At 49.3% G+C, this 25,579-nt stretch carries 16 protein-coding genes and 3 pseudogenes; 8 read left to right on the forward strand and 11 right to left on the reverse strand.

From position 1 onward, the window contains the following. Window positions 1-11 precede the first annotated feature (11 nt). Window positions 12-494, reverse strand: coding sequence for an SsrA-binding protein (locus tag A4G20_06100; GenBank protein ID QIW15934.1), 483 nt, complete (start codon window positions 492-494; stop codon window positions 12-14). 243 nt (window positions 495-737) lie between these two features. Here A4G20_06100 and A4G20_06105 point away from each other — a divergent pair, with 243 nt between their 5' ends. Then, complete coding sequence (locus tag A4G20_06105; GenBank protein QIW15935.1) at window positions 738-3,245, forward strand: glycogen phosphorylase; 2,508 nt, start codon at window positions 738-740, stop codon at window positions 3,243-3,245. An 85-nt stretch (window positions 3,246-3,330) separates the two neighbouring features. Here the strand turns inward: A4G20_06105 and A4G20_06110 are convergent. The 3 genes and pseudogenes from A4G20_06110 to A4G20_06120 all read right to left on the reverse strand — a co-directional run bounded on the left by A4G20_06110 (window position 3,331) and on the right by A4G20_06120 (window position 5,588). Further along, window positions 3,331-4,643 (reverse strand): annotated as a pseudogene (locus tag A4G20_06110) (ATP-dependent RNA helicase SrmB). Between the two features lie 95 nt (window positions 4,644-4,738). Beyond that, on the reverse strand, window positions 4,739-5,176 hold the full coding sequence (locus tag A4G20_06115; GenBank protein ID QIW15936.1) for a ribosomal-protein-alanine N-acetyltransferase: 438 nt from the start codon (window positions 5,174-5,176) through the stop codon (window positions 4,739-4,741). Then, complete coding sequence (locus A4G20_06120; GenBank protein ID QIW15937.1) at window positions 5,169-5,588, reverse strand: DNA polymerase III subunit psi; 420 nt, start codon at window positions 5,586-5,588, stop codon at window positions 5,169-5,171. The genes A4G20_06115 and A4G20_06120 overlap by 8 nt, the downstream gene beginning before the upstream one ends. A 194-nt stretch (window positions 5,589-5,782) precedes the next feature. Here A4G20_06120 and A4G20_06125 point away from each other — a divergent pair, with 194 nt between their 5' ends. The 5 genes and pseudogenes from A4G20_06125 (at window position 5,783) to A4G20_06145 (ending at window position 14,476) form a co-directional block, all read left to right on the forward strand. Then, complete coding sequence (locus A4G20_06125) at window positions 5,783-6,760, forward strand: 16S rRNA (guanine(1207)-N(2))-methyltransferase (GenBank protein ID QIW15938.1); 978 nt, start codon at window positions 5,783-5,785, stop codon at window positions 6,758-6,760. A gap of 111 nt (window positions 6,761-6,871) precedes the next feature. After that, a complete protein-coding gene (locus A4G20_06130) occupies window positions 6,872-8,371 on the forward strand; it encodes a sodium/proline symporter (protein ID QIW15939.1) in 1,500 nt (499 codons plus the stop codon). A gap of 278 nt (window positions 8,372-8,649) precedes the next feature. After that, window positions 8,650-9,849: an integrase gene (locus A4G20_06135; protein QIW15940.1), complete on the forward strand. Its 1,200-nt coding sequence runs from the start codon at window positions 8,650-8,652 to the stop codon at window positions 9,847-9,849. A 76-nt stretch (window positions 9,850-9,925) separates the two neighbouring features. Beyond that, window positions 9,926-10,834 carry a transporter gene (locus tag A4G20_06140; GenBank protein ID QIW15941.1) on the forward strand — a complete coding sequence of 303 codons (909 nt, stop codon included), beginning with the start codon at window positions 9,926-9,928 and terminating at the stop codon, window positions 10,832-10,834. Window positions 10,835-10,871: 37 nt separating this feature from the next. Continuing rightward, a pseudogene (locus A4G20_06145) lies at window positions 10,872-14,476 on the forward strand (bifunctional proline dehydrogenase/L-glutamate gamma-semialdehyde dehydrogenase). A gap of 119 nt (window positions 14,477-14,595) precedes the next feature. Here A4G20_06145 and A4G20_06150 read toward each other — a convergent pair. The 3 genes and pseudogenes from A4G20_06150 to A4G20_06160 all read right to left on the reverse strand — a co-directional run bounded on the left by A4G20_06150 (window position 14,596) and on the right by A4G20_06160 (window position 19,649). Next, window positions 14,596-15,693 carry a peptide chain release factor 2 gene (locus A4G20_06150; protein ID QIW15942.1) on the reverse strand — a complete coding sequence of 366 codons (1,098 nt, stop codon included), beginning with the start codon at window positions 15,691-15,693 and terminating at the stop codon, window positions 14,596-14,598. Between the two features lie 271 nt (window positions 15,694-15,964). Continuing rightward, window positions 15,965-17,317 (reverse strand): lysine-sensitive aspartokinase 3, encoded by a 1,353-nt coding sequence (locus A4G20_06155; protein ID QIW15943.1) that lies wholly within the window; start codon window positions 17,315-17,317, stop codon window positions 15,965-15,967. A 347-nt stretch (window positions 17,318-17,664) separates the two neighbouring features. Continuing rightward, window positions 17,665-19,649: pseudogene (locus tag A4G20_06160) on the reverse strand (iron ABC transporter permease). A 229-nt stretch (window positions 19,650-19,878) separates the two neighbouring features. Here A4G20_06160 and A4G20_06165 point away from each other — a divergent pair. Next, the gene (locus A4G20_06165) at window positions 19,879-20,088 is read left to right on the forward strand and encodes a cold shock domain protein CspD (GenBank protein QIW15944.1); all 210 of its coding nucleotides are present in this window, start codon (window positions 19,879-19,881) and stop codon (window positions 20,086-20,088) included. A 64-nt stretch (window positions 20,089-20,152) separates the two neighbouring features. Here the strand turns inward: A4G20_06165 and A4G20_06170 are convergent, their stop codons facing one another. Together A4G20_06170 and A4G20_06175 are read right to left on the reverse strand one after the other, a co-directional pair. Then, window positions 20,153-21,454: a purine permease gene (locus tag A4G20_06170; protein ID QIW15945.1), complete on the reverse strand. Its 1,302-nt coding sequence runs from the start codon at window positions 21,452-21,454 to the stop codon at window positions 20,153-20,155. A gap of 161 nt (window positions 21,455-21,615) precedes the next feature. Next, window positions 21,616-22,101 carry a DNA starvation/stationary phase protection protein gene (locus A4G20_06175; GenBank protein ID QIW15946.1) on the reverse strand — a complete coding sequence of 162 codons (486 nt, stop codon included), beginning with the start codon at window positions 22,099-22,101 and terminating at the stop codon, window positions 21,616-21,618. 385 nt (window positions 22,102-22,486) lie between these two features. Between A4G20_06175 and A4G20_06180 the strand changes: the two genes are divergently transcribed. After that, window positions 22,487-23,866, forward strand: coding sequence for an L-serine ammonia-lyase (locus A4G20_06180; protein QIW15947.1), 1,380 nt, complete (start codon window positions 22,487-22,489; stop codon window positions 23,864-23,866). A gap of 91 nt (window positions 23,867-23,957) precedes the next feature. On the opposite strand, the gene A4G20_06185 is transcribed toward A4G20_06180, so the two are convergent. Together A4G20_06185 and A4G20_06190 are read right to left on the reverse strand one after the other, a co-directional pair. Further along, window positions 23,958-25,238, reverse strand: coding sequence for a serine/threonine protein kinase (locus A4G20_06185; GenBank protein ID QIW15948.1), 1,281 nt, complete (start codon window positions 25,236-25,238; stop codon window positions 23,958-23,960). Beyond that, entirely contained in the window at window positions 25,238-25,540 is a 303-nt protein-coding gene (locus A4G20_06190; GenBank protein QIW15949.1) for a transcriptional regulator, read from the reverse strand. The genes A4G20_06185 and A4G20_06190 overlap by 1 nt, the downstream gene beginning before the upstream one ends. Between the last annotated feature and the right edge of the window lie 39 nt (window positions 25,541-25,579).

The following is a 25,579-nucleotide window of genomic DNA, read 5'->3' on the forward strand; positions in this document are numbered from 1 at the left end:
CTTTTTATCAATTAGCCACGTTTGGCATTTTTCATAATCCGATCTTTGGCGATTTTCCATTCACGGTCTTTGATATCATCACGTTTGTCGTGCTGTTTTTTCCCCTTGGCCAGGCCGATTTTGACCTTGGCCCAGGCCGATTTCCAGTACATGGTGGTGGCCACAACCGTATAACCATCACGGCTGACCTTGCCATAAAGCGAATCCAACTCCCGCTTATTTAAGAGGAGTTTACGGGTGCGAGTTGGGTCGCACACAATATGGCTGGAGGCCACACTCAAAGGCGTGATTTGTGCCCCAAAGAGGTAGGCCTCACCATTTTTAAAAATCACATAGGAGTCGCCGATATTGGCCTTGCCTGCCCGCAGGGATTTGACTTCCCAGCCTTGCAGCTCCAGCCCTGCCTCAATTTCATCTTCAATGAAATAATCGTGGCGGGCCCGCTTGTTAAGGGCAATGGTATTGGAGGCGACCTTGGCTTTTTTCTTGGTCATAATCTTAGTCCATTATTCAAATAGGCAAGATTTTACCTAATCTCCCTCCTAATGCAAATTACAAGCGGTCATATTTAGCAAATTTTTTGCAAATTTTCAGGATTTCTCCCCTTTTCTTGATCAAAGCCGCCAAAAGTCCTATTTTTCATTCCACTTATTGAAATAAGATGTACAAGGCCTTGCCCTTTTAGGGTAAAATACGCACAATTTTTCCCTTTTTATTTATCTTTCAGGAGTATCACGATGGATAAGCGTTTGTCTCAAACCAGCCTTAGCCCAGAAAATATTGACCGCATTAAGCGGGCCATTCTACAAAAAATGATCTATGCCCTGGGCGTTGAACCCCAAGAGGCCAGCCGCCGCAACTGGCTCAATGCTGCCATTCGGGTGGTGCGTGACCTTTCTACCGAAACCTGGCTCCAAACCCGCCGCAGCCAGGCCGCTAACGTAAACCGCCGGGTTTACTACCTCTCTATGGAATTTTTGATGGGCCGTACCTTCAGCAATGCCATGATTTCTGAAAACGTGTATGAACTGATGAAGGCCGCTCTTGAAGAGCTGGGCCAGGACTTTGATGAAATCATCAATGAAGAAGGCGATCCAGGCCTGGGCAACGGCGGTTTAGGCCGCTTGGCTGCTTGTTATATGGACAGCCTAGCTGCCATGAAGATCCCAGCCATTGGCTATGGTATCCGCTATGAGTACGGTATGTTCCGCCAAGAAATCAAAGATGGCGAGCAAATCGAACACCCAGACCACTGGTTAGACAAGGAATTTGCCTGGTCTTACCTGCGTTCCAGCAAACGCTTCCCCGTCCGTTTCGGTGGCCAAGCCTGGAAAGAGGGCGACAAGGCCTTCTGGAACCCAGCCGAAGAAATTTTAGCCGTGGGCCACGATGATCTAATCCCAGGCTACAATGTGAACGTGACCAACAGCCTGCGTTTGTGGTCTGCCCACGCTGGTAACAAGGCCTTTGGCTTGGCCGACTTCAACCGTGGCGACTACTTCTCTGCCATCAGCCAACAAACCAGCTCGGAAAACGTTTCCCGTGTCCTCTATCCAGACGACTCCACCTACAACGGCCGTGAGCTACGTTTACGCCAAGAATACTTCCTCTGCTCGGCCTCAGTGCAAGACATCGTCCGTCGCCACGAAGCCGAAGCCGGTTCTTGCCGTAACCTGGCTGATAAAGTCGCTATTCATCTTAACGACACCCACCCAACCCTGGCCATTCCAGAGTTAATGCGGATCTTAATTGATGAGAAGGGCTACAGCTGGGAGTTGGCCTGGAACATGACCCGCAAGATCTTCTTCTACACCAACCACACCCTGATGAGCGAGGCCTTGGAAACCTGGCCAGTTGAGATGATCGGTCGCATTTTGCCACGCCACCTGCAAATCATCCTCGAAATCAACGAATGGTTCTTAAAAGAAGTGCGTGAGAAATTCCAGGATGAAGAGCTCGTCCGCCGAGTTTCCATTATTGATGAAAGCGGCGAACGCCGTGTACGGATGGCCTGGTTGGCCGTGATTGCCTCTGGCAAGGTCAATGGCGTGGCCAAGATCCACTCTGATCTCATGGTTGATTCCATCTTTGCCGACTTTGCCCGTATCTATCCAGACCGCTTCACCAACGTGACCAATGGTGTTACCCCTCGCCGCTGGATTGCCATTGCCAACCCAGGCCTGGCCGAAATTCTAGACAAACATATCGGCAGCGGCTGGCGGGCAGATCTGGAGCAACTCAGCAAGTTCAACGACTTTGTGGACAACGAAGATGTTCAGGCTGAAATCGCTGCCGTTAAAGTGGAAAACAAACGCCGCCTAGCCGACTATGTGGAACGCACCCAGGGCATCAAGCTCAACCCTGAAGCCATCTTCGATGTGCAGATCAAGCGTATTCACAAGTACAAACGCCAACAGATGAATGTGCTCAACATCATCACCCACTACAACCGCATCCTCAAAAACCCTGAGGGCAACTGGCAACCACGCGTCTTTATCTTCGCAGGTAAGGCCGCCAGTGCCTACTATGCGGCCAAGAAGATCATCCGCCTCATCAACGATGTGGCCAAGGTCATCAACAACGACAGCCGAGTACGTGATTTAATTAAAGTAGTCTTTATCCCGAACTACAGCGTAACGCTTGCTCAAATGATCATCCCAGCGGCCGATGTATCTGAGCAAATTTCCCTAGCAGGCACCGAGGCTTCAGGTACCTCTAATATGAAATTTGCCCTCAATGGTGCCTTGACTGTGGGAACGCTTGACGGGGCCAACGTGGAAATTCTAGACCGGGTGGGCAGCGAAAACATCTTTATCTTCGGTAACACCGTAGAACAGGTGGAAGAGATCCGCCGCCAGGGCTACAACCCGCAAGACTACCTCAACCAGGATGAAGAACTGCGTGAAGCCATCTCCCAAATCCACAACGGCTTCTTTAGCCCAGAAGATCCATACCGCTACCACGACATTCTACAACCGTGGGGCGACTACTATCAGGCCTTCGCCGACTACCGCAGCTATGTGGACACCCAGGTAGCCGTGGCCAATGCCTTTAAGGACAAAAAAGCCTGGACAAGATCTGCCATCATCAACATCGCCAACATGGGCTACTTCTCCTCCGACCGCTCGGTCATGGACTATGCCCGTGACATCTGGAAGATTGAGCCGATGAGTGATATTGCCCTCAAGCAGTCTATGATCCAAGAGGTCTTGGAAGATTCTGCGGCTGAAGTGAAGGTGGGGTAAAGACCAAGATAGCGCCAGCCTCTAGGCTGGTGCTTCTAATCCATTGATCTATAGTGTTAGCCTGGAGTGAACTGTCTCCTAGTGCTTATACCTGCTCAGCACTCGGCTTTCTCCGCTTACCAATGTTTTTGGTGTCCTTATGGCGAACCTTGGCCTTTTTCTTGGCTGCCTCTTTTTTCTCTTCCTTTTTCTTCTTGATTCGGGCCTTTTCCTTCTTGGAAATCGTGGCTACCTCGCCATCTTTAGGTGCCTTGGTGCGGGGTTCTAAGCCCTCTAAAACCCGTGGTTTTAGCTCTTCTTGTAGGTAACGCTTGATCTTGCCCAAGAGCTTGTAGTCGTGGGCTTCCACCAAGGACACTGCTGAGCCCTTTTTACCCGCCCGAGCCGTGCGACCAATTCTGTGCAGGTAGGTATCAGCACTGTAGGGCAGATCGAAGTTGATGACAAAATCCACATCTTCAATATCAATCCCCGAGCAGCGACATCCGTAGCCACCAAGACATTAACCACACCCTCTTTGAGGCGATCAATAGCCTGGTTACGCTGGGTTTGGGCCATTTCCCCCTCTAGGTAGGTGGAGCGCAGACCTCTTTTACGCAGGGTTTCACTGAGTTCCCGCACGGTTTCACGACGGCGGACAAAGACAATGGCTCGCTCCACTTCAAACTGACTGATAACCCGAGCTAGGAGCTTGGTCTTGTGCTCAAGATTGTCGGCATGGTAGTACCACTGCTGAATTTTCTTGCGTTCCCGGCGGCTGGGTTCGGCATCCACTTGAACAGGATCGTTTAGGATTCGCTGGGCAAAATCGACCAGGAGTTCGCCCTCAAGGGTGGCCGAAAAGAGCCAGGTATGCTTACGCCAGCGGGTTTCGGCGGCAATTTGTTCAGCGTCCTGGCCAAAGCCCATTTGGAGCATGCGGTCGGCTTCATCAAAAATTAAGACCTCTACTGCCCGGCAATCGAAATTTTCTTCCTTGATATATTGAAGCAAGCGGCCAGGGGTGGCAACCACGATATCTTGGTTGGAGTTGAAGATTTCACCGTGGTTTTGATAGGCCACGCCCCCTGTGATGGTGGTGATGTCTAATTGGGTGAACTGGGCCAGTTCTTCGGCCTGTTCTGCCACCTGCATGGCCAGCTCACGGGTTGGGGTCAAAATCAGCACCCGAGGGGCGCCTGCCTTACGGCGGGGATAGTCCAAGAGGTGTTGAATGGCTGGCAGGAGGAAGGCTGCCGTCTTGCCCGTACCGGTTGGGGCAGAGCCTAATAAATCCCGCCCTTCTAGGGCCAGGGGAATGGTCTGCTCCTGAATGGCGGTTGGGCGGGTGTAGCCCTTTTTATGTAAGGCCCTAAGAAGCTCAGGGCTGAGATCGAGGGATTCAAAGTTTGGGATCATTATGTTTCCTAATCTAAAATGGATAGCGCCAGCCTCCAGGCTGGTGCTGATAAGCATAAAGGCACAAGCGTGGACGCTTGCGCCATCAGTTCTAATTACAAATACAAGGCCATCACCACCGCATTTTCCCGCCCGCCGTCTGGGGTAGGGTAGTAGTTCTTGCGGATGGTCACTTCATTAAAGCCTAGCCTGTCATAAAGAGCCTGGGCGGCCTGGTTGGAGGCTCGAACTTCCAGCCAGAGGGTGGCAATTCCCTTCTCTTTCAGTTGCAAAATCAACTCATTTAAGAGCTGCTTGCCATAGCCCTGGCCCTGAAAGGCAGGATGGACGGCGATATTAAAGAGGGTCGCCTCATCGAGCACGGTCTGGCAGATGGCAAAGGCAACAATGTGCCCTCCTTCCACCAGTTTTAGGTTGAGGTACTTGGCGCCCTGGTTATTGAGCAAGGTTCCCTTAGACCAGGGGACCAAATGGGCGGCTTGTTCAATCTCAAAGAGGCGCTCAAAGTCTTGGGAAGTAACCGTTTCAATCATCAGTAAAAAGACCTAAAAAGGGTTGAAGAGCCTGCCAAAAGCGGCGTTTATCTTGTGGATGCTGGAGATCCTGCCACTGGTTTTGCCGGATACAAGCGGGCTGATTTGCAAATTTTTTCACAAATTGCCCCGCTTGTTCTTCCTTTTGAAGCAGCCAAAATAGGGGCTGGTGGCTAATATGCAATCGCAAGGACTGCTCCAGATTGAGCCATTGGTATTGGTGAGGCTTAAGCCCCAGGCAGTGCAAGATATCCTGAAAGAGGGGGCTTTTTTGCCCATCTTCCTCACAGACCACCACCAATTTGACCTCTGGGCTCAGGCGAATTTGGGCATCCCCCTTGAGCACCTGGGGTTTCACCAGTTCCCATTGGGTGATCTTCATTTCATGCAGGAGGAGGTCGCGGCGGTTCATTTTCATCTAAACAATATCATTGAGCATGATTGGTAGGGACGCAGACATGCGTCCGCAAACTACATCATTGTATCAATATCGCACGGACGCACGCAGTGCGTCCCTACAATACTTTTTCCATTAAAATATTTTGGGAATGGTAGCAAAACTCGCTACAATGGGGAAATGATTTATTCTTCGTTATTAGGAATTTTATGTTATCTGTCGAAAGTGAAGTCTTAAGCCGCCATTTAAACTTCTTTGAAGGCAAGTCCTGCCTCTTTTTTGGGGATGTACGGGATGATTTTCGCCCATCTGCCCAGTCTATTCAGGTTTTCTCCAGCTATTTTGATTTTGCCCGTAGCCGCCAGCAGGTGGAATTTGGCTTCAACTGCCAAGCTCAGGCAGATCTGGCCGTGTTTTACTGGACAAAGAACAAGCAGGAGTGCCTCTTTCAACTCCTCCAATGGCTTTCAACTGCTCCCCTTGGGCAAAAAATGCTGATCGTGGGGGAAAATCGTGCCGGGGTGCGGTCTGTCGAAAAACTGCTAGAACCTTACGGGGACATCAGCAAAATAGACTCCGCCCGCCGCTGTGGCCTTTATCTCTTTGAGCTGAAAGAGGCGGCCAGTTTCGATTGCAAGAAATTCTGGAAATCCTACCGCTTGCAGGACTTAGATATTTTTGCCCTGCCGGCTGTTTTTAGCTCGGCAGAGTTAGACGGAGGCACAAAATTGCTGCTTTCCACCTTCGACAAGGCCGACCGCCTCAAGGGCAAGGTTCTAGATCTGGGCTGCGGGGCCGGGGTGATTGGGGCCAGCCTCAAGCAGGCCTTCCCTAAAATCAAGCTGACCATGAGTGATATTCACGCCATGGCCCTGGAATCCAGCCGCTGCACCCTGGCGGAAAACCAACTTGAAGGGGAGGTTCTGGCCAGTGATGTTTTCTCCCACATTTCAGATCGTTTCGACCTGATTGTCTCCAACCCTCCCTTCCATGATGGGATTGACACGGCCTACCAGGCGGTCGAAAGCCTGATTGCCCAGGCCAAGCAGCATCTGACCAAGGGGGGAGAGCTACGGATTGTGGCCAATGCCTTCTTGCCCTATCCCGATCTGCTTGACCAAGCCTTTGGATCGCATCAGGTTTTAGCTAAAACGGGGAAATTTAAGGTCTATTCGGCTAGGTCTTAAAAAGAATGTGATCTCCCGCACAAATTTACAAAAAACTTGTTGCGATAATGTTAATTCGGAGTAACTTGTCGTCCGTTTTTGACAAAGATTATAAAACATAAGGAGACAAGCATGTTTGATAACCCTACCAATATAACATTTGCAATTTATATCGTTGCAATGTTATCCATTGGCTTTATCGCCTACCGTTTTACCAAAAACTTTTCTGACTATATTTTAGGTGGTCGAAGCCTGGGTAGTTTTGTGACAGGTTTGTCTGCTGGGGCATCAGATATGTCGGGTTGGCTCTTGATGGGCCTGCCTGGGGCGGTTTATGCTGCGGGCTTGGTGGAGGGCTGGATTGCCATCGGCCTAACCATCGGAGCCTATCTCAACTGGCTCTTTGTGGCAGGTCGCTTGCGGGTGCATACCGAATTTAGCGGTAATGCCCTGACCCTGCCAGAATATTTCCACCACCGTTTTAACGATAACTCCAAGATCTTAAAGATCGTTTCTGCCACCATTATCCTCTTCTTCTTCGCCATCTACTGTGCCTCAGGCGTAGTGGCAGGGGCCAGACTTTTTGAAAACCTTTTTGGCGTGCCTTATGATATTGCCCTTTGGTATGGGGCCTTGGCCACCATTGCCTACACCTTTATCGGTGGTTTCTTGGCTGTAAGCTGGACGGATACCATCCAGGCCACACTTATGCTCTTTGCCCTTTTCTTAACCCCGATTTTCGTGCTTATTCACCTAGGTGGCTTTGAAGAAACCCATACCGTGATTGTCAATGCTGGCCAAGCCGCTGGTAAGGACTTTACCGATCTCTTTACCGGCACTAGCTTGATTGGCCTTTTGAGCTTATCTGCCTGGGGGCTAGGTTACTTCGGCCAACCCCATATTCTAGCCCGCTTTATGGCGGCCAAAGATGCCAAATCTCTGGTTAATGCCCGCCGCATTAGTATTATGTGGATGATCATCTGCCTCTTCGGTGCGGTCGGTATCGGCTTCTTCGGCCAGGCCTACTTCTTCGCCAATCCACAAGTAGCTGGCACAGTAAACGCCAACCATGAACAGGTCTTTATCGAACTTTCCAAACTGCTTTTTAACCCATGGATTGCCGGTATTCTACTTTCCGCTATTTTAGCTGCGGTTATGAGTACCTTGAGCTGCCAGTTGCTTATTTGTTCTAGTGCCATTACGGAAGACTTCTACAAGGGCTTTATCCGTCCTAATGCTTCACAAAAAGAGCTGGTCTGGTTGGGTCGTCTTATGGTCTTGATTATTTCCGTGATTGCGATTTTACTGGCCCAAGACCCGAATAGTAAGGTGCTAGGCCTGGTGTCCTACGCCTGGGCTGGCTTCGGCTGTGCCTTCGGCCCGGTGGTCATTCTTTCCCTCTTCTGGAAACGTATGAACACAGCAGGCGCCTTGGCCGGTATGCTGGTGGGGGCTTTAGTCGTGGTCTTCTGGAACGACCTTGTGCCGAATAGTGGGATTTATGAAATGATCCCAGGCTTTATCTTGGCCATGGTGGCCATTGTGGTTGTGTCCTTGATTACACCTGCGCCAGTGGCTCAAGTGGTGGAAACCTTTGAGGCGGCGGATAGGGCTTATGAGGAGCAGAAATAAAAATCTCTATGGAAAATCCCCACCCCCGTTTACGGGGGAGGGTTAGGGAGGGGGGATTGCCGTCAGGCAAGAAAGCGGTAGGATTTTGGTAAATATTTGCAAAATATTTAAGAAAAATACCCGCTTGTTAAGGTTAGTCCCCCCACCCCCGCCCTCCCCCGCAAGCGGGGGAGGGAGTAGGGTACAACCTGATAACATCCTTTACATCATAACCCAAGGACATCGTTTACATTCTTTGCCGTAAAATCGCACCAAACATCTTATCTTTGGTGAAGAAAATGGCTTGGAAACAAACGAATCCTATGGAACAAAAAACGTTATTTATCAAGGCTTGGTTGTCCCAACGCTTTACAAAATCCGACCTGTGTGAACAGTTCGGAATCAGTCGTCCAACAGCCAATAAATGGATTGAACGCTTTAAACAAGGCGGCTTTCCTGGTTTGCAAGAGCTATCCAGAAAGCCACATTATTCGCCCAATGCCACGCCACAATGGATTGTTGAGTGGCTGGTCAGTGAGCGACGCAAACGCCCCGATTGGGGGGCAAAAAAGCTGCTTGACCTGTTTGAGCAACGCTTTCCTGAAGCCAAGAAACCGGCTGATAGCACAGGCGATTTAATCTTGGCTCGAGCAGGACTGGTCAAGCCCCGCAAGGTTCGCCGTCACACGCCAGCAGACAGCTTGCCCTTTGCCGAATGTGACGCCCCTAATACAACCTGGTGCGTGGATTTCAAGGGGCAATTCCAGCTAGGTGACCAGAAATGGTGCTACCCGCTAACGGTGAGCGACCAGTTTTGCCGTTACTTATTGCTTTGTCAGGCCCTGCCCAATACCTTGGGTGACCCTGTAAAAGCCCAGTTTGAACGACTTTTTTACGAGTTCGGGCTGCCTTGGAATATTCGTAGCGACAATGGCTCGCCCTTTGCCTCAACTGCCCTGGGTGGCTTAAGCAAGCTGGCCAAATGGTGGATTGACCTGGGCATTCGGCCCGAGCGTATTCGCCCCGCCCACCCCGAACAAAATGGGCATCATGAGCGAATGCACCGTAGCCTCAAGGCTTGTTTACTCAAGCGTGAGGCCATTGCAGGGAATCTTGCAGACCAACAGGCCATGTTCGATGCTTTTGTGCACGAATATAACCATGAGCGTAGCCACGAAAGCCTGCTTGATGATGACAAAAAACGTCAGACGCCAGCAAGTCTTTATCAGCCCTCAAGTCGTATTTATACCGGCAAGATTGAAGACTATGACTACGGTCAAGGTGTTGAACTTCGTCGAGTTAAACCCAGTGGCGAACTCTGTTGGCAAGGTGAAATTTACTACCTGAGCCAAATTTTAAAGCAAGAAACCGTTGCTTTTGTGCCTTACGCCGATGGTATTTGGCACATTTATTACCGTTTTCATTTTCTGGGTCAAATGGATGACCGAGAGAAGAAAATTACTCCAGCAAGTAGCTGGCATATTAACCATACAATGTAAACGATGTCCTTAGAGAAAAATGTAAAGGATGTTTATGTTGTACAGTAGTTCGTTTAGCATCGGAAAAGGAACCCCAATGAACCCCTTCAAAAACACCTACCTCCTAGGTCTAAGCTACATTATCCTAATGGGCTTTGGGTTCCCCTTGATGCGATATATGGCCATCCAGTTTAACACCCTCAACAACAATGCCGTGCGATTCTTATCGGGCGGTTTGGTCTTTATTGGCATTTGCCTTTGGAAATTTAGGCCTACCCTTAAACAGATTTTTCATTCGCCTAAACTGCTGCTTACCCTCCTAACAGTTGGCGGCTTTATGACGGCCAATATGTATTTTTTTATCCGTGGCCTGGAGCAAACCTCAGCCTTATCAGGCAGTATTTTTAGCATTCTAGCCATGCCTTTGGCTATTTTTGTGGCGGCTCTGGTTTATCCTGATGAACGATCTAAAATCAAGCACTGGGGCTTCTATCTGGGCAGTGGGCTGGCTATTGTCGGTTCGCTTATCTTTGTTTTAAACAAGTCAGGTGGGGAGCTGGGGCAGGTTAGTTTAAGAGGTAGCCTTTACCTCCTTATCGCCATTTGTATTCAAGCGGTGCAGAATTTAGTGGTTAAAACCCTGGCCAAGCAGGTTAATGTGATTGTGATTTCCGCCTTTACGGCCAGTATTTCAGGCTTGATTTATCTGCTTTGGGCTTGGCAAACCGATATTTTAAGCCAGCTAACTCATGTAAGCTCACCTATGTTGCTGGCCTTAGGATTGGCTGGTGTTTATGGCATGCTAACCGGTATGCTCCTGGCCTTTTTTATCGTGCAGCAAAAGGGCATTGTGGCCTTTAACATTATTCAACTCTTAATTCCCCTTTCCACCGCTTTGGTGGCTTATGTCAGTTTGGGAGAAAGCATTTCTATACAACAAATCTTCGGTGCAATTTTTATTATTGGCGGCTGCGGCTTGGTTTTGCAAAAAATCCAGCAAAAATGACCGCTTGTAAGTATATACCTAACCATTAGAGGCAATTATGACTTATCAACTCCTTCCACAAAATACAACAATTCGTGAAACCCTCAGCCAGCACTACCGTGTTGATGAGCAAACCCTGATGCAGCAACTGATTGCTGAAGCCAAAATTGATCAGGCAGACCAGGCCGCCATTACTCAACTGGCCAAAAATTTGGTGGGCAAGGTGCGGGATTCTCGTAAAAAATCCAGCGGGGTAGATGCCCTGATGTTGGAGTTTTCCCTCTCCAGTGAGGAGGGCGTGGCACTGATGTGCTTGGCTGAAGCCTTGCTCCGTATTCCAGATAGCATCACGGCCGACAAACTGATTCGGGATAAGATCTCTCGTGGCGACTGGAAATCCCATTTAGGCAACAGCCCCTCTCTCTTTGTGAATGCCGCCGCCTGGGGGCTTTTAGTGACAGGAAAGGTCATTTCGCCTAAACAGGAAAAGGGCTTGGTTTCTAGCCTAGGCAAGGCCATTCAGAAGGGGGGAGAGCCGCTTATTCGTAAGAGTGTAGAGCTGGCCATGCAGATGTTGGGCAAGCAGTTTGTAACTGGCGAAACCATTGAAGCGGCCATTAAAAACGGCGAAAAACGCTTCGAGCAGGGCTTCCGCTACAGCTACGATATGTTGGGCGAAGCGGCGCTGACTGAAGCCGATGCCGACCGCTACTACCAAGACTATGTCAATTCCATTCACGCCATGGGCAAGCTCTCCGCCGGCCTTGGGGTCTATAAGTCCTCGGGGATTTCCATCAAATTATCGGCTATCCACCCACGCTATAGCCTGTCGCAACACCAACGTGTGCTAGATGAACTCTATCCAAAACTCAAAGATCTCTTCCTCCTGGCCAAGCAATACGATATTGGCCTGAATATTGATGCCGAAGAAGCCGCTCGCCTAGAGCTTTCCTTTGACTTGGTTGACAGACTTATTCAAGATCCAGACTTGGCCGATTTCAAGGGCATTGGCTTGGTGGTTCAAGCCTACCAAAAACGCTGCCGTTTTGCGGTGGATTATTTGATTGAACAAGCCCGCAAGCACGGCCGCCGCCTTATGGTGCGTTTAGTGAAAGGGGCCTATTGGGATGCTGAAATCAAGCTGGCTCAGGCCGAAGGGGCAGACAATTACCCAGTCTTCTCCCGCAAGGTGCATACTGATGTGTCCTACATCGCCTGTGCCAAACGCTTGCTAGATGCCCAAGATGCCATCTACCCACAATTCGCCACCCACAATGCTCGCTCACTGGCCACCATTTACCACCTGGCCAAGGGCAAGGATTTCGAGTTCCAATGTCTGCACGGCATGGGCGAAACCCTCTACGATCAAATTGTGGGCAAGGACAACTTGGGCGTGCAATGCCGGATTTATGCCCCAGTGGGATCGTATAAGACCTTGCTGGCCTACTTGGTTCGCCGCTTGCTTGAAAACGGGGCCAACAGCTCCTTTGTAAACCAAATCGTGGATGAAAATGTGTCCATTGATTCCTTGGTGGGCGACCAAGTGGCCAAGGCTGAACAGACCTCGGGCACGATGCACCCGAAAATTCCTTTCCCTCGTGAGCTTTTCGGCGACAAGCGAGCCAACTCCAAAGGCTATGATTTAACCGATGCGGTGCAACTCAAGGCCTTGGAAGAAGCCCTAGAATTTGCAAAAAATCAGACTAATTTGACCGCTTACCCACTCCTAGGCAATGGCGCCAAACCAGCGGGCGAGAGCCGTGCCGTGCTTAACCCTGCCGAGCAGTCTATGGTGGTTGGCCAGGTCTTTGATGCCACAGCTGATGATGTGGCTACGGCCTTTGCCGAAGCTGAAAAAGTGCGGGAAAGCTGGGCGGCGACACCAAAAGCCCAGCGGGCTGAATGCCTAGACAAGATGGCAGACTTAATGGAATACAACCTGCCAATCCTCTTTGATTTGGCCGTCCGTGAGGCGGGCAAGACCCTCAATAATGCCATCGCCGAGGTGCGGGAAGCGGTGGATTTCTGCCGTTATTATGCAGAAGAGAGCCGCAACCAGCCAGAACAGGCCGAAAGCCCACGGGGTATTGTGGTGGCCATTAGCCCTTGGAACTTCCCGCTGGCCATTTTTGTGGGCGAGGTGTCTTCTGCACTCGTGGCAGGTAATGTGGTGCTGGCCAAACCAGCCGAACAAACCTCCCTTATGGCTCATTTTGCGGTGGAACTCTTCCACCAGGCTGGCATTCCACAAGGTGTGCTCCAATGCTTGCCGGGCAGCGGTAAGGTGATTGGTTCGGCTTTGGTTTCAGATCCAAGAGTGGCTGGCGTCATCTTCACCGGTTCAACTGACACTGCTAAAAACATCAATCGCAATCTGGCCAAACAAGATCGCATTGTGCCGCTGATTGCTGAAACTGGCGGCCAAAATGCCATGATTGTGGATAGCTCCGCCCTGCCTGAGCAGGTGGTCTTAGATGTGCTTAACTCCGCCTTCGACTCGGCCGGCCAACGCTGTTCGGCCCTGCGGGTGCTCTACCTCCAAAACGATGTGGCCCCGCATATGCTAGATATGCTCAAGGGTGCCATGGCCCAACTCAAGGTCGGCAAGCCAGAAAACCTGACCACTGATGTAGGCCCAGTCATCGACAAAACCGCCCAGGCCCGCTTGCTGGCCCATATTGAGGACATGAGCAAGATCGCCAAGGACAAGTATCAGGTCAGCATTGATCCTGAAGTCAATGCTAACGGCATCTTTGTGCCACCGACCATGTTTGAAATCGACTCCATCAGCCGCCTCAAACACGAGGTCTTTGGCCCAGTCCTGCACGTTATTCGCTATGAGGCCAAGGATCTAGCCAAGGTCATGGCCGAAATCAACTCCAGTGGCTTTGGTTTAACCTCGGGCATTCATAGCCGAATTGATGAAACCATCGATTCTTGGCTCAACACCATCAATGCCGGTAACCTTTATGTCAATCGTAATACGGTGGGGGCGGTTGTGGGTGTGCAACCATTTGGCGGCATGGGCCTGTCAGGCACTGGCCCGAAAGCGGGTGGCCCACTCTATCTGCAACGTTTGGTCAATCGTCAAGCCTGGCAGCTGCCAAACTTGACAGGAGGCAAGGCCCTGGATGTCAGCCGCTTGAGCGACCTTATCCGCAGCATTCCAACCACCGGCCAAGAGCAGGAAGAAATCCTAGCTCTCTTGCAAAAATCGGCCCAAAATTCCCCGCTTGGCAAGATCTTTAATATGCAGGGCATTACCGGTGAAACCAACTATATGGAGCTGGTCGCCCGCCACTATATCGCCATCGGCCAGGGTTCTCTGGTTGAGCAACTTAAGGCCTTAGCCCTGATTGCCAGCGTTGGAGCCAAGGCCGTGGTGGAAAGCAGTGCACCATTGGCTCATTACGCTAAGCTTTTAGGGGATTATCTCTTGGTGGCTGAGCTAAACAGCGTGGAAGGCTTGAGCCTCATGATCGTGCTTGACCCGCTCACAGCTGAGCAAAAGGCTCATTATGCAGAACGTGCTGGTGCCATTCTCACCTATGTGGAAAGTTTTGAGCTGGCCAGCTCCTTGCTGCCGCTTATCCATGAAAAATCGGTTAGCATTAACACCACCGCAGCGGGGGTAATGCTAGCTTGATGGCGGAGATGGATTAAGACAGGATAGGGGGAACGGTTGCTGAGCCGGTTGGTGAGCTTGTCGAACCATTAGGCGAAGCATAAGTCGAGCCCATTTTTCATGTAAAAACAGGGAGCTTAGCTCCCTGTTTTTATGGTTACAAACCCGCTTTTAGGCTGGCTTCGATAAACTTATCTAAGTCGCCATCCAGTACCGCCTGGGTATTGCGGTTTTCCACACCAGTGCGGAGATCTTTAATACGGGCATCATCCAACACATAGGAACGGATTTGGCTACCCCAGCCGATGTCTGACTTGCTTTCTTCCAGGGCCTGCTTTTCTGCATTCTTTTTCATCATTTCCAACTCAAAGAGCTTGGCCTTGAGCTGCTTCATGGCCTGATCCTTGTTTTGGTGCTGGGAACGGCCGTTCTGGCACTGAACCACAATGCCCGATGGCATATGAGTGATCCGCACAGCAGACTCGGTTTTATTGACGTGCTGGCCGCCCGCCCCTGAAGCCCGGTAAACGTCAATCCGCAGGTCAGCCGGGTTGATTTCGATGTCAATATCCTCATCCACTTCAGGATAGATAAAGACCGCAGCAAAGGAGGTGTGGCGGCGGTTGTTGGAGTCGAAGGGGCTTTTCCGCACCAGGCGATGGATGCCGGTTTCTGTCCGCAACCAACCAAAGGCATAGTCTCCTGAGACCTTAACTGTCGCAGACTTAAGGCCGGCCACATCGCCGTCAGACACTTCCATCAGTTCACACTTAAAGCCCTTGCTTTCAGCCCAACGCAGGTACATCCGCAGGAGCATTTCCGTCCAGTCTTGGGCCTCTGTTCCACCAGATCCCGCTTGGAGATCCACATAACAATCGGCCGCATCATGCTGGCCGCTAAACATACGGCGGAACTCTAACAGGGCCAATTTTTCTTCCAGTTGGGCGGCCTCAGCCACAGCTTCATTGAAGGTTTCTTCATCCTCCGCTTCAAGGGCCAGCTCAATTAAACCTTCTGCATCTTCAATGCCCTGATCAAGGGCCTTGATGGTATCTACCACGGCCTCTAGAGCCGCCCGCTCCTTGCCTAGGGCCTGGGCCTTTTCGGGTTCATTCCAAATATCAGGCTGTTCTAATTCGGCATTAACCTCTTCTAAGCGTTCGACCTTGTGGTCAAAGTCAAAGATACCCCGAAGCACATTGGTGCGTTGGAGCAGATCAGCGAGTTGGTTTTTTAAGGGGTTGATTTCAAACATATTTTTTCCTTCTTATTGAAAGGGCGGATTATAGCAAAAAATAAGCGGTTCAATCTGCAAGATTTTTTGCAAATTGAACCGCTTGTGAAAGAAGTTAAGCTAGGGCGTGTCCTCAATTTGCTCACGGCGGTATTTTCAGCAAAAACTCGCCATCTACTTCGTCAAAAATACTCGCCAAATGTCTATTTGGCTGCGTTTTTTTCCTCGTATCTGTCGTTTTTTGCTCGAAAAACCGACTCGTTTTCAAATTGAGGACACGCCCTAAAAAGGCTTATTCAAAAAGAGCCAAATGCAGGCCACGCACCACTTCATCGGCTTCATCATTACGTACTAGGGTGCAAACATTGTTGGTGCTGGCCCCGTAGCTGATTAAGCGGATATTGTGGTTTTCCAGGGTTTGGAAGAGCTGCTTGGCCACGCCGGATTGGGTGTGGAGGTTGTTGCCGATAATAGCAACTAAGGCCAAGTCCTGTTCCACTTGCACGTTGCAGTGGTTGCTTAACTCGTCCAAGAGTTCACGAGAAAGCATTTCTGCCCCAGAAGAGGCAGAACCTGTCTTGTCTAGGGTGAGGGCAACGCTGACTTCTGATGTGGTAATCACATCCACTGAAATCTTGTGTTTGGCCAAGATATTGAACACGTTAGCCAAGAAGCCTTGAGCATGCAACATGCTGAGGCTAGAAAGCGTGACCAAAATTTGGTTACGACGTAACGCAATGGCTCGGAAGGTTGGGCGAGGTTGTGGATCACGGGTTACCCAGGTGCCGCCTTGTTCTGGGGCCTTACTTGAGCCAACATAAACAGGAATATTGCTGCGAACGGCAGGTAAAAGTGTAGCAGGGTGTAGCACTTTTGCCCCGAAGGTAGCCATTTCAGCGGCTTCGTTAAAGCTCATGGTGTCAATGCGTTGGGCCTTTGGTGCAATGCGTGGGTCGGTGGTGTAGATGCCGGCTACGTCTGTCCAAATTAAGACATCGTTGGCATTGAGGACTTCCGCTAAAAGGGCGGCAGAATAGTCACTGCCTCCCCGGCCTAGGGTGGTGGTTTTGCCCTCATCATCACGGCCGATAAAGCCTTGGGTAATGACGATCTTGCCTTCTGCAATCAAAGGCTTAATAAGGGCATCAGATTGGGCCTGGGTTTTCTCATCATTAGGGGCTGCCTTGCCGAAGTTGCTGTCAGTGGCTACGACTTCACGCACATCCACCCAAACGGCAGGGTAGTCACGCTCTTTTAAGAGCTGGGTGAAGATCTTGGTGGACATCATTTCGCCGTGGCAGATAAGTTCATCGGTTAAGGCATTGGAGGTGGCCAGGCTGGCAGATTCGGCCAGGGCTTCGATATGGTCTAAAAAGGCATCCACATCGGCCGCAACGGCTTGCGGGTTCTGCAATTTTTCAATGATATTGTATTGAATGGTGCGAACGCTTTGTAAGATTTCCTCACGGCGAGGCTTGTCGCAGCCGTTGGCTAGCTCCACCAAAAAGTTGGTAACACCGGCAGAGGCGGATAAGACCACCACCTTGGTGTTAGGATCTGCTGTTACGATATTTGCACACAGGGACATTGCATCAAAATTAGCAACGCTTGTACCACCAAATTTAGCCACAGAAAGATGAGACATAATAAAAAACTTCCTATAAAAAAATAAACTAAAATTTGAGTGAAATCGGGGAAAGGAAACCTTGAGCAAGGTTCAATGGGGCATGACTGCCTTGCGGAACGTAGAGCTCTCCATTTGTTTTCACAAATGACAGCTGATAGGATTCAACCTGCTCAGCCGATGATCAAACCAATCTAGTGAAATCACACCTCGGCAAGCACGCCCCTCATTTTTGCTTCAAACGGCCTAGTCACCTCACAAAAACTACCTGCGTGTTGCACCTCTCTTTTCGTAAACGAAAAACCTGTATAGAAATACTCTTTTATTGGTCCTCTGTCAAATAAAAATTGCCTGTTTAGGCTAGATGGCTAAATATTATTCTGCTTTCCCATCAACCCCTTTTCCAGCAAAAGAATTAAGCCCATCATTAAAATAATCAGGCTAGACCCGTAGGCCACGGCTAGGCCGTAGTCGCCGTCTTCAACACGGTTGAGGATAAAGGTGGTGGCCACTCGGGTGTCTGGGGTGACGAGGAAAATAATGGCGCTGATGGTGGTCATGGAGCGGACGAAGCTGGTAACCAGGGCCGAAAAAAAGGCGGGCTTGATAAGGGGATAGACCACAAAATACAAGGTCTTGAGGCTATCGGCTCGCAGGGAGAGGGAGGCTTGGTCGAGATGCTGATCGATTTGCTTGAGGCTGGCAATGGTGGCCCGCATGCCGATGGGCATATTGCGCATAACCATGGAAATCACAATGATGATGCCCGTGCCAGTCAGGTAAATCGGTGAGTGATTAAAGGCCAGCACATAGGCGATACCTGCCACCGTGCCGGGCAGGGCAAAGGAGAGCAGGGCCAAAAACTCAAAGCTCTGTTTCCCCTTGAAATCTTGGCGAACCATAATATAGCCCAGTATTAGCCCATAAGCGCAGTAATAGGCGCAGCCAGGGCGGAGAAAATCAGGGTTTGGATTAGAGAGGGAAAAGCCCCTTGGGATAGGCCTTGGCCGAAAAGCTGGCGGTAATGATCCAAGGTTAGGGTGTGGTTTATACCCCAGTTTTGGGTGAAGCTGCCGTAAAAAATGCTGCCGTAAAGGCTGAGGTTGAACAAGGCCCAGAGGCTAAAAAGCAGGCTAATGAAAAAGGCCATCAAAGCAGGCAGGGGCAGGCCTAGGCTACGGCTAGATTTGCCCGATACGGTTACATACGATCCCTTTCTGATCCAGAGGTATTGGAGCAAGAAAATCCCAAAAGAAAAGAGCAAGAGCAGAGAGCCTAGCCCGCTGGCAGCGGCATAATCGACCTGAACGCCGGCGATATAAAAATAAATTTGGGTGGCGATGACATCAAAACTGCCGCCCAAGACTATGGGCGTGCTGAAGTCAGCCAATGATTGAATGACGACCACCAAAAAGCTATTGGCCAGGGCGGGCTTGAGCAGGGGCAGGGTGATGGTAAAAAAGACCTGATAGGGGCCTGCCTTGAGGGTGTGGGCCATTTCTTCTATGCTTGCATTGAGGGATTTCAGCGCCCCTTCAATCAACATAAAGGCGATGGGGGTCAAGGCCAGGGTGTGGGCAATCACAATGCCAGTAAAGCCGTAGAGCCAGTTTTGGCTCAAGCCGCCATATTCCATCAAATAAGGGGTTAGGTAGCCCGAGCGGCCCAGCATGAGGGTTAGCCCCAGGCCAACCACAAAGGGCGGCGTGACCAAGGGCAAGAGGGAAAATATCTTGCTGATGGCCTGGCTGCTTTTGGCTATGCGGTGGGTATAGAGGGCAAAGAGCAGGCCTAAGAAGGTGGAAAGCAGGCCGACTGTCAGGGCAACATTGAGAGAATTGAGGATAATTTTGCTTAGGTAAGCTGGGGAAAGCGAGCCGAAAAGCGCTCCTTCTTGGCCAGCAAAGGCACTTAAAAAGAGGCTGAGAATGGGGTAAAGAATAAAGATCGTAATGGTTGCCAGCAAGGTCAGTAGGCTGGCAATCATAAAATGATCGCCCTTGAGGAGATGACGTTTGGCCAGCTCTTGGGTGATGAGGGCCAGCAGGCTGAGGCTTAAAAAACTGATGGCATAGCCAAAACGAAATTGGTTGAAGATGGCAGAAAGCAGGATAAAGGTCACCAGGCCCAGCAAATAGGCTAGGCGAAAACGGGTGGGAATGAGGGGGTAGGCTGCCAAGAGGCCAAACCAAGACCAGCTAAGATTGACACTTGTCCAGCCCATGGCCTGATAAATTTCCTGATCTGTTGATTTCAACAAGCCGTAATGTAGGGCTTGAGCGGGTAGGCAGGCAAAGGCAAGCAGAGCCAGCCCAATCCAAAAAATTGGGCGAGAAAGGAAAGAATAGGGCATAACAAGCGGTCTAAAAAGGGAGATTTTTTGCCATTCTACGGCAAAGTATTTTGCAAGAAAAGCCCCAATTTCTCCCGCTTGTTGGACGCTCTTGAAAAAATTTTGTGACTTGGTTCACATTACTTACAAAAATTTTGTGATCTAGTCCGAATTTTTGACTTTTTTCTATTGTGGATTTAGGCATTTTTACTAAAATTTGCCCAGGATTAACACACAAAAGGAACAGCGTATGGAACTTGGATTTGTCAAATGGTTCAATAATGCCAAAGGGTTTGGATTTATTACCTCAGAATGCTTTGAGGGAGATATTTTTGCGCATTTTTCAGCAATTGAGGGGGAGGGATACCGTTCCTTAAAAATGGGCCAGAAGGTGCATTTCGAGTTTAACAACGGGGATAAGGGCGCCCTGGCCACACGCATTGTGCCGGTTAAAGAATAAAACGCGCTATTAAAAAACCTCTACGGGCAGTCCTGTAGAGGTTTTTTGATGGAGAAGGGTTGGCTTAAGCTGCTTTTTTATCTTGAGGCAGCACCAAATTTAAGACCAAGGCCAAGATAGCCCCCACGGTAATGCCTGAGCCAAAGACTTCTTTGAAGAAGCTTGGTAGTTTGTCCAAGAGTTCTGGGCGGGTGGTAACGGCTAAGCCACAGCCGATGGAAATGGCAATAATCAAGCCGTTGCGTTTGCTGCGTTCAATGCTGTCTAGCATTTGGATGCCTGCTGCGATGATCATGGCAAACATCATCAGGCCTGCGCCGCCTAGGACTGGGAGCGGGATAGATACAATCAAGGCACCGAAAACAGGGAAGAGGCCAGCAAGGACAAGTAGGACGCCTGTAAGTGCCACGACATAACGGCTGGCCACACCGGTGAGGGAAATCACGCCGATATTTTGTGAGAAAGAAGAAAATGGCGTGGTGGACATAACCGCTGCCAGGGCTGAACCCAAGCCATCACAAAGCACGCCGCCCCGTAGGTGGTTGCCGGTGATTTCGGTTTTGGTGGCGTTGCCCAGGGCTAGGAAGTTACCGCTGGACTCAACAATGGTCACCAAATAGGCAATACTCATGCCAATAATGCCTGAAATCGGGAAAGACAGGCCAAAGTGAAGGGGCTGCGGCAGGGCGAACAGTTGGGCATTTTTCACGCCATCAAAGTTTACCCAACCCAAGAAGAGGGCGACCACATACCCCACCATCATACCAATCACAATGGCAGAAGCTGCGAAAATCCCCTTGCCCCATTGGACCAAGGCGACTACGAGGATAAGAACAAAGGTCGCCATCATGAGGTTTTCTGGGCTGGCATAGTTGGCATCACCCCGTTGGCCACCGGCGAACCAGTCCACTGCCACAGGAATGAGGCTAAGGCCAATCATCATCACTACCGTTCCCGTGACCACAGGTGGAAAGAGCTTGCGGATGTAGGGCATAAAGAAGCTGCCGATAATCATCACGAGGGAAGCGACAAGGGAAGCCCCTAAGATCCCGCCTACTCCAGCATCGCTAAAGCCAATGGCAAGAGCGGCGGCCACGAAGGTAAAGCTGGTGCCCATCACACTTGGCAGGCGAATACCAATGGGGCCAAGGCCACGGCATTGGATAAAGGTTACTACACCTGAAACCAGTAGGGCGGCATTGACTAAAATGATGGTGTCTTCTGTTGGAAGTTGGAGAACATTGCCCAAGACCAATGGCACGGCAATGATCCCGCCCAGGGCGGCCAGCAAGTGTTGAGCGGCAAGCAGTAAACTTAAGCCGAAGGGTGGTTTATCTTCAACCAAGTAGAGTAAATTGTTATTCATATTGAACCTTAAGTAGGAAAAATGAAGCGTGAAAAATCACGGGGTAAAAAAGAGGTGCGATTATAGCGGATTTGATAATTGACGCAACCGTTTGCTTAAATAAAAGTAAAAAAGCCTGAATATTGTTTTTCCAATATTCAGGCTTAAACCTATATTAAGGATTAGGCTTCACAGATGCCACAAGCAGCAGAAGCAGAGAACATCCAAACTTGTTTTTCTTGTTCTTTGATGTAGTCGCTCATTTGAGAAGCGGTACCTTCATCGCCGAACTCAGCAGCCAATTCCATGACTTCACGTTGTTGTTTAAGTAGGGCTTGGAAGCCTTCTAGTGTGCCTTGTAAGCATTCACGTGGGTTGCTGATGCCAACGTGCTCTTTAATGCGTGAAACTTTTAAGTATTCGCTGAAGGCGTTTTCAGGGCGTTGACCAAGGGTAAGAATACGCTCTGCCACTTCATCTACTTTTACGACTAAATCATCATAGATTTCTTCAAATTTAGCGTGTAATTCAAAGAAGTTTACACCCTTAATGTTCCAGTGATAACCACGTACGTTCATATAAAATACTTGGTATGAAGCAAGTAAGTTATTTAATTCTGCGGCGACTTTATTTGAAGTTTCTACATTTAAACCAATTGCATTTGTCATTTTTAAATTCCTCTTTAATTATTAAGTTAAGAAATATTCCTGTTTTGCCAAAACCACTGCATGACCAAAACAAGGGCTATTATAGGCGTTTTTTTAAAATGTGCAAGCAATTAAATTGATAGATTTATTTAATCGGCTAACTGATATTTATTGTTATTTAAGATTTATTGGGAATAATTTTTAATTAATCAACAAATAAAAACTATTTATATTTATCACTAAATGATAAATATTTTTATTTAATAAAATTTATGTTTAAACTCAATAAAGTTAGGGGCTAATTCTTTTGGGGTAGATTACAAAAAGCCTAGAATTTTGCTACAATGAGGCCTTTCTTTCCGCCAACAAGCGGGGGATTTTTTTCGCTTTTTTGCAAGGTGTGTTTATGATTAGTGTGTTTGATATGTTTAAAGTGGGGATTGGGCCGTCTAGTTCCCACACGGTTGGCCCAATGAAGGCCAGTAAGCTCTTTATTGATGAACTGCGTGACAGCCAAAAATTGGCCCAGGTCAGCCGTGTCCAGGTGGATGTTTATGGATCGCTTTCCCTTACGGGCCGTGGGCATAATACTGATATTGCTATTGTCTTGGGCTTGATGGGCTATTTGCCAGATAATGTGGATGTTGAAGCCATTGAGGGTTTGATTGAGGCCGTGAAAACCAGCGGCCAAATCACGCTCGACCAAGCAGAACCAGAATTCGCCAAAACCATCGCCTTTGATTTTATGGGCGATATGCCTTTCCACCACGATTTTTTATCTTTGCATGAAAACGGTATGCGTTTAAGTGCCTTTGCAGGCGAAACCTTGCTTTTGACCCGCACCTTCTATTCTATCGGTGGCGGTTTTATTGTGGAAGAAAGCCAGTTTGGCCATGAAGCCGAAGGCGGGCAAAAAGTGCCTTTCCCTTACCAATATGCCGCTGATATGCTCCAACACTGCAAGCAACAGGGCTTGCCTATTTCCAGCATTATGCTGAAAAACGAACAGGCCTTGCGTTCCAAACAAGAGATCAGCGATTACCTGCAAAAAATCTGGCAAACCATGGATGCCTGTATCCAACGTGGCCTAAACACAGAGGGCTTACTGCCTGGCCCGCTAAAAGTGGTTCGTCGTGCCAGCCTATTGCGCCGCTCGTTGGAGGCTTCTAGCAAATTAAATAACGATCCTATGCAGATCGTGGATTGGGTCAATATGTTCGCCCTGGCGGTAAACGAAGAAAATGCCGCAGGCGGGCGAGTTGTAACCGCTCCAACCAACGGGGCTTGTGGCATTGTGCCGGCCGTCTTCGCCTATTACCGTGAATTTATCGCCCATCCAACAGCTGAAACCATTGAACGTTATTTACTGGCCACCAGTTTTATCGGCTCACTCTATAAAATGAATGCCTCAATTTCAGGAGCAGAAGTGGGCTGCCAGGGCGAGGTGGGCGTGGCCTGTTCCATGGCCGCCGCAGGCTTAACTGAAATTATGGGTGGCAGCCCGGAACAGGTTTGTATTGCAGCGGAAATCGCCATGGAACACAACCTGGGCTTAACCTGCGACCCTGTCGGCGGCCAAGTGCAAGTGCCGTGTATTGAACGCAATGCCATCGCTTCCGTAAAAGCCATCAACGCCAGCCGCATGGCCCTGAAAACCACCAATGCCCCACGGGTAAGTTTGGATAAGGTCATTGAAACCATGCTAGAAACGGGTAAGGACATGAACGCCAAATACCGTGAAACCTCAACAGGCGGCTTGGCCATTAAGGTTGTGCCGTGTGATTAGGATGAATTAGCCTAGAAAAAGCGTGTGGATGTGAGTTCACACGCTTTTTTCTTGTAACAAGCGGGCAAAATAGGGCAAAAATTTGCAAGGGCTAAAGTTTGGTAAGTTGCTGGCTTAATCCTTCCAAAATCGGATCCGCAATAAAACTCGGTAAGTGAGCCGTTTTTATACTGGAGAGCTTGGTAGAATCACGCAGGATTTCATGTAGGATTTCATCCACCGTTTCAGCCGCAATGGCTGCCAGTTTGGCGGTTGAGTAAAAATGGCGGGGCTGGATCTTATGCCATAAGTAATGCTTATTTTCGCCCTGCCAGGCCATGGCCATTTTTACTTTTTGCTTTTGTAAGGTTTTTTCGCTAATCAGGGGATAGGCCGAAATTACATCATAAAAAGGTGTTAGGCGGTAACGGTTGCCCTGTTCAAGGAAAAGGCTAAAGTTTTTGGCATGGCCATCAATGGCGCATAAGAGCCAAAAAACGATCTGAGCCTTGAGAAAATGCTTGCGATCTTCGACTGGGGTCACAGAGCCGTTTAGCACAGATAAGATCTGCCCCATACTAGGCCCGCCATCACTCTCATATTTGCGGGCAGGGGCGATGTTAAGGGCTTGGCAGAAGTCCTCTTGTGGCAGGCGAACCAGCCAGGATTCTCTTTTAGACCAACGCCTGTCAAAGCGTTTCACCACCAGCACCGTAGTATCACCAAAGTGCATAATATCTGCTTCAGGCACAGCCAGGCCAAACATCTTCATTAATTTGAGGCAAAGCCATTCATTTTCACAGCTTTTAGAGAGATCTAGCTGGCCTTGCCCCACCATGCCAATCGGCAATTTGAAAATGTGGCTGGTGGGCGTGGTGTGCAGGGGGCGGCACCACTGATTGTTGTGTAGCAGCAAGGCTGTTTTTTCTTGGGCGCCAGCTAAGGAAATCCTAAAATCCTCATGATTTTGCATACCAAGCGGGGAATATTGATAGTTTTTCAACAAAGATTCAATTTCAGATTCAGAGAGCGGCTCAGCATAAATCCGCCGAACAGGGCGGGATTTGCCCTCTTGATAGAGCTGAATGGCACCCACGCAATCTTGCCCGATAACCGAAAGCAGATCAAAAGGGTGTTTGGTTGAAACCTGAAAACGCTGTTGAATACGAGAACGAATAAGTTCGCTATCAGGCAAGAGATTATCAAAGAAATTATAGACCTGATCGCCCCGATAAGGCTTGCCTGAAAGGGGTAAGGACAAGGAAATAGCACGGGCTTTTTCAGAGGCAATCCAACCCTTAAAATATTGAAATTCGGTTGCTCCATTTGCCAGCTTGCGCCATTCTCCTACAGGCATACCATTCATGGCGACAGTTAATTTCAGGTTGCTCATTACCAATCCTCATCATCAATTTGGTAGTGGTTAGTGGTTGGTTCAGCCACAATCAAAGCCAGCTCATCCTGATTGGCTGCTGTATTCATTTTGGGCCTTGGCTGAACGACCAATTCTAATTCCAAGGCCATTAAGATCTTAAACAGGGTTTCAAGTTTGGTGCTTTCAGGCATATTTTCAAACACAGAAACGGTTGCCTGCTTGGTGCCTGCTAGTTTGGCAATATCGGTTTGGGATAAATTATCCTGATAGCGGTATTCCCGAATGGCATGAGCTAACATCTTGGGCGTGGTCACAATCATCTTATCCTCCTTATCATCTATAAAGGATAAAAGGCAATA

This window comes from Pasteurellaceae bacterium RH1A, from assembly GCA_012221805.1.
Lineage (GTDB): Bacteria > Pseudomonadota > Gammaproteobacteria > Enterobacterales > Pasteurellaceae > RH1A.